3 protein-coding genes and 2 pseudogenes are annotated in these 5,070 nt (G+C 59.4%); 3 read left to right on the plus strand and 2 right to left on the minus strand.

All coding sequences use genetic code 11. The annotated features are described in order from the left end of the window. Together O7A70_RS33355 and O7A70_RS33360 are read right to left on the minus strand one after the other, a co-directional pair. Positions 1 to 478, minus strand: a 478-nt coding sequence (locus O7A70_RS33355) for an SDR family NAD(P)-dependent oxidoreductase (protein WP_337144134.1), incomplete at its 3' end; no start/stop codon positions are given. 435 nt (positions 479 to 913) lie between these two features. Next, a complete protein-coding gene (locus O7A70_RS33360) occupies positions 914 to 1,567 on the minus strand; it encodes a class I SAM-dependent DNA methyltransferase (RefSeq protein ID WP_337144135.1) in 654 nt (217 codons plus the stop codon). A 679-nt stretch (positions 1,568 to 2,246) separates the two neighbouring features. Between O7A70_RS33360 and O7A70_RS33365 the strand changes: the two are divergent. The 3 genes and pseudogenes from O7A70_RS33365 to O7A70_RS33375 form a co-directional block, all read left to right on the plus strand. Continuing rightward, positions 2,247 to 3,159, plus strand: a pseudogene (locus O7A70_RS33365) (IS1380 family transposase); the annotation flags it as partial. A 75-nt stretch (positions 3,160 to 3,234) separates the two neighbouring features. Further along, a complete protein-coding gene (locus tag O7A70_RS33370) occupies positions 3,235 to 4,791 on the plus strand; it encodes an ISL3 family transposase (RefSeq protein ID WP_337144136.1) in 1,557 nt (518 codons plus the stop codon). Positions 4,792 to 4,868: 77 nt separating this feature from the next. Beyond that, positions 4,869 to 5,070 (plus strand): annotated as a pseudogene (locus O7A70_RS33375) (zinc-binding dehydrogenase); the annotation flags it as partial.

Below are 5,070 nucleotides of genomic sequence, written 5' to 3' on the forward strand. Positions count from 1 at the left end.
GTGCGACGCCCGACAGCGCGAAATGTACTGGGGTTCGTACAATAGCCTCGGAAGCGAGCATCAATATTCGCCCCGAGCTCGAGCGGCGCAGATGGGGCAAGGCAGCCGTCACAAGATTTATCGAAGGCAAAAGCACTCGGTGGAACGCTTCGTCGAAATCCTTAGGCACCATGGCCGAGGGTGGTCCGGCAGGAACCCCGCCGCAATTCGTCACCAAGATGTCGATACACCGAAAATGCTCTGCTGTCTCAGTGACCCAAGCTGCTGCATCCGCGCAGTCAGTTACATCGGTCGCGCGCGCCCGCACTTCGGCGCCTTTGCTGCGTAACCGATCCGCTGCTGCTTCAAGCCGCCCTCTCTCCCGCCCACAGATTGACAGGCGGCAGCCTTCGTTGGCCAACTCCTCAGCTGTGGCAAAGCCTAGGCCGCTTGAGGCGGCCGCGACCATTGCCACCTTGCCGTCAAGCCCTAGATCCATCTTTTACCCCATCTGACATCGCCACGCTTCTTGGCACCGTTGCAGTCAGCCAAGCATGTGCCGTGCCAAAAGAGAAATCCCTTAAACAACATGGGAGCCCTGCTGATAAAACGTCGGTTTTGCTCTTACGTCGGATTTCCTACATTTGTGTCGCATGCACACCCTTCCGGTTCTGAAGACGCCGTTGCGTAAGCAACTTAAGTTTTTGCCCTAGGCGAATTAGATTAGTCACGGACGAGATCAGCCTCACGCCGCACTGGGCGGCGTGCCGCTCGACCGCTACAGGCCTCGCCGCGTTAATACCACGATCTGTCGAGCCATTCGAAAATGCCAGTGAGGGGTCTTGTCCGTCGCGTAGTATGGCCTCGTCTCTATTCCTGGCCGCACCATGCGTTTGTGCAGGCCTTCGCAGGAAAGTCCGGCGCGGGAACGTCGTCACAGCCTCGATTCCTCTGGTGCGCTGGCCTTCTCGGGCACCTGAAAGACCCAATAGTGGGCGTCCTCCTCGGCGACGTATCTGCCGTTCCTTAGACATTGTGCCAGTATGAGGACGCCCTCATACTGTAGACGTCGCACACGGTCTTCAAAGGATGTCATCTCAGCATAGCTCTTGCGGGTGCTTACAATGACGAAGCCGTTCGGGCGGGTGACGCGAGCCAGTTCGCGCAACCCATCCGGTCGGACGTGTCCGAGCGTTAGGACGCCGCAGCAGACGGTCAAGTCATAGCTCGCACATGAGTAGTCGGAGAGCTGCCCGTTAAGATCGACACCTCCTCGGGCCTGGCGGTAGACACCGGTTTGGCGGGCCTTTTGAGCCATCTCTTCGGAGAGATCGAACCCGTCAATCAACCGGAAGCCGAGGCGTTCCAGTTCCACTCCGACGAGCCCTGTTCCGCAGCCAGCGTCCAGGATTGCGATATCATTTCGCCCGGCCAAGTAGGCCGTCTGCACGGCACCTGCCAGTTCCGCCACGATCATCGGCCCGCAGTACCCGACGCGGCCCTGATCCAGATCGAAAGCACTCGCCCATCCACGATATAAGTCGGCTAAGCGACCGGGGTCGCCGTCAAGGGCATGGGATGCTTTCATGCGCTCTCGTGCGGCTTGCTCCTGTGCTCTCTGCTGATCCAGGGTCCTCATTAACAGTTCCTCCAATGTGAGGGCAGATGGGTGCGGCACTGCATTCATGGGCGTGCAATGGCCCCGGCCCCAAGGTAATCACGTCGAGGTCCTCTAGCGGAAACATGTGTCCACGACTCGGCGCGATCCGCCCGGCGGGATTGGTCAGCAATTCTTGACCTGGTTGCTGCCGGTCCTGCATCGACGCTCTCCATGATAAGGCCATCGACGCTGCAAAGAGGGATTTGGTATCCTCAAAAGCGACTATGCCAAGAAAACGCATTAGAACAAAGTGGTTTTTGAGAAGTTAATATTAAATTACGCTACATTTGTGACAAATATGTTGCATTTATACTATAATATCTCGAAAATAGCTGACATAAATTGGCACCATCGCCACAATTCCTTTCGCTTGACGATGTTGAATTGGGTAGCAATCCGGGCAAGGCCGGGCCGGTGCGCATTGGGGGCGTATCTCAGGATCTTTGCGCGTCAATCAGACCCTACTTCAACAGTGGGATTCTAAAAGCGCTGTGAATTCAATGCGTTGCAGGCGCGCGAACGGGTGTCTGCACTACATTTTGCGGGTTTGGGCCGCCGCTTAATCCGAATTCGCCCGGGGTTAGCGGATGTGGTGCAAGCCGTTGAAATGACGTATGATTCGGTTGCTTACGCCAATCCGAATCATTTCCGGAGATCACACCCGCTAAATGATCTTACGCTGCCGCTGAGCGGTTTGCCATCTGTTGGCGGCAAGTCCGTCGTCGCCCGTTTCGACGGCGGCATGCTGCCGTCCAACAGCGGCGTTCTGGCTCTGGCCGAAGTGGAGAAACGACTGCGAGTGGCCGAGCGTCTTGCGCGTTGCATCGACGATCCGCGCTGCCCGGACCAGGTCATCCACAGCCTGGCCGACATGATCGGCTTTCGCATGAAGATGATCGCCGCCGGCTACGATGGCAATGACGCCAACCGGCTGCGCTCCGATCCGGTCTTCAAGATGGCCCAGGATGCGCTGCCTTCGGGTCGGGATTTGGCGTCGCAGTCTACGATGTGCCGGCTGGAGAACCTGCCCGGTGTGCGCGAGCTGGTTGCGATGGGCCGAGCGATGGTCGACCTTTATTGGGCCTCCTTCCCGCAGGTGCCGATGTGGTTCGTGCTCGACATTGACGACACCTTTGATGCCGTGCATGGCGACCAGCAATTGCGCCTGTTCAACGCCCTCTACGACCAGTACGGCTTCCGGCCGATCGTGGTGTTCGATGGCGACGGCCGCTTCATCGGTGCCGTTTTGCGACCGGCCAAGCGGCCGAGCGGGGCCGAAATCCGCGCCACCTGCGCCGCCTCGTGCGGGCGATCCGGAGCAATTGGCCGAACACACGGATCCTGATCCGAGCCGACGGGCATTATTGCAGTCCACCGGTCATCGACTGGTGCCGTGCCAACGACGTCGACTTTATCCTTGGCTTGGCGCCCACTACCCACTGCGCAAACATATCGTGGATCTGGAGACCAGCACGACGGCTCGCTTCGAAGCGTCGGCGAAAAAGGGTGTGTTTCGGCGTGGAATAAGGGGTCTGACTCAATCTTGCTGCATGTGAAGGCTGAAGTCGCGATTTTTCCGAGGGGGAATCAGCGCGATGGAACGGAGATCTGGGTCGACGAAACTGGCGCCGGCGGGCTTCGTCGTCGAGCATGCGGAGATCGACACGGATTGCGTATTTCTTGACGTGCGCGCTACGGCGCTTTCGGCAACGTGCCCGTGCTGCGGGACGAGTTCACTCCGGACCCAGAGCCGATATCAGCGACAAGCCGCCGATTTGCCGATCGCCGGTCGGCGGGTTTTCCTGCGGGTAACGGTTCGCCGTTTCTGGTGCGACGCCGTTCTTTGCCGCCGCCGCATTTTTGCCGAGCGGTTTGGCGCCGATATTCTGGCTCCGTTATCGCGAAGGACCGGACGTCTTGAGACGATCGTTCATCACTTGGGGCTCGCGCTTGGCGGCAGGCCGGCTGCGGCCTTTGCCGATCGCCTCATGATGCCGGTGAGCAACGATATCCTGTTGCGCGTCGTGCGCCGCAGGACTGAACAGCCACGTGATGAGCTCGCCATCATCGGCATTGACGACTTTGCATTCCGGCGCGGTCAGCGATACGGGACGATTGTCTGCGATCTCGAACGCCGCAGGCCGGTGACATTGCTGCCTGATCGCGAGCAGGCGACATCGCAGGCATGGCTCATGGGCCATGCGTCCATCACGACCGTCGCGCGTGACCGAGGTGGTGGATATGGCGAGGCGATCGCCAAAGCGTTGCCGCATGCCGATCAGGTGGCCGACCGCTGGCACCTAATGGAAAACGCCAGCCGAGCCTTTCTCGACGCGGTTAGCAAATCCATGCGGCAGATCCGAAAGGCCGTCGGCAGCACCATCATAGATCCGAGGCTTCTCACCTATGCCGAACGACTACAGTATGAGGGATATCAGCGCCGGCAGGAAACCAACGAGGCCATTCTGGAATTGTCGAAGCAGGGCATTCCGATCAAGCAGATCGTCAAGCGGACCGGGCATAGCCGCAAGCTCGTCCGTAGCGTCCTGCGCGGCCAGCGCTGCGATGTGTTCCGCGTCCGACAAAGCTCGCTCGAGGAATGGCTCCCTTGGCTGGACAGTCGTTGGGGGCAAGGCGATCGCAATGCATCGGCGCTCTGGCGCGAAATGCGCGAGAAGGGCTTCTGCGGCCAGATCGGCGTCGTCTCTGAATGGGCGCGGCGCCGACGGCTGGCCGAAAAGGCCGATCAAAGCGCGCTTGCCCGCACGCCCTCGGCGCGAACCATCGCCAGGCTCATGACGCTGGCGCGCGACGACCTGTCCAAATCGGATGCCGTGCTGGTCGCGGCAATCGAGAATAATGTGCCTGACCTGACCATCGCGCGAACGCTGATCGACGACTTTCAGCAGATGATCCGATCAAAGGCGGTCGCAAAACTGGACGCTTGGCTCGAGGGCGCGAAGGCAAGCCTCGTCGGCTCCTTTGCAAACGGGGTCCAAAAGGACATCGCCGCAGTCCGCAACGCCATTATCTCTCCGTGGTCGAATGGCCAGACCGAAGGCCAGATCACCAAGCTCAAACTCATCAAGCGCCAAATGTACGGCCGCGCCAAGATTGATCTGCTCCAGGCGCGCCTCATCGGTGCAACTTAGGCTGTGGCCGCAGCGAGAGTGCGTCAGAGCCCCTTTTGCGCGCCGATCCAGGGTCCCGATTGCGAGCCGATTGACAATCAGTTGATGTTGTCGTCGATGTAGCCGCTGGCCCCACTTTTCCCGAACTTCTTGAGGTCTTGAGATGGAGCGGCCGGTATGTGGTGGCTGGGGCCATCGCCGGCCCCATTGTCGAGCTCGACGTGCGAACTTTGTATTTGAAGGATCTGACGTTTTTCGGTTCAACCCTCTACGACGAGGTCGTCTTTGATAACCTAGTAT

This window comes from Mesorhizobium sp. Cs1299R1N1, from assembly GCF_037179655.1.
Taxonomy (GTDB): domain Bacteria; phylum Pseudomonadota; class Alphaproteobacteria; order Rhizobiales; family Rhizobiaceae; genus Mesorhizobium; species Mesorhizobium salmacidum.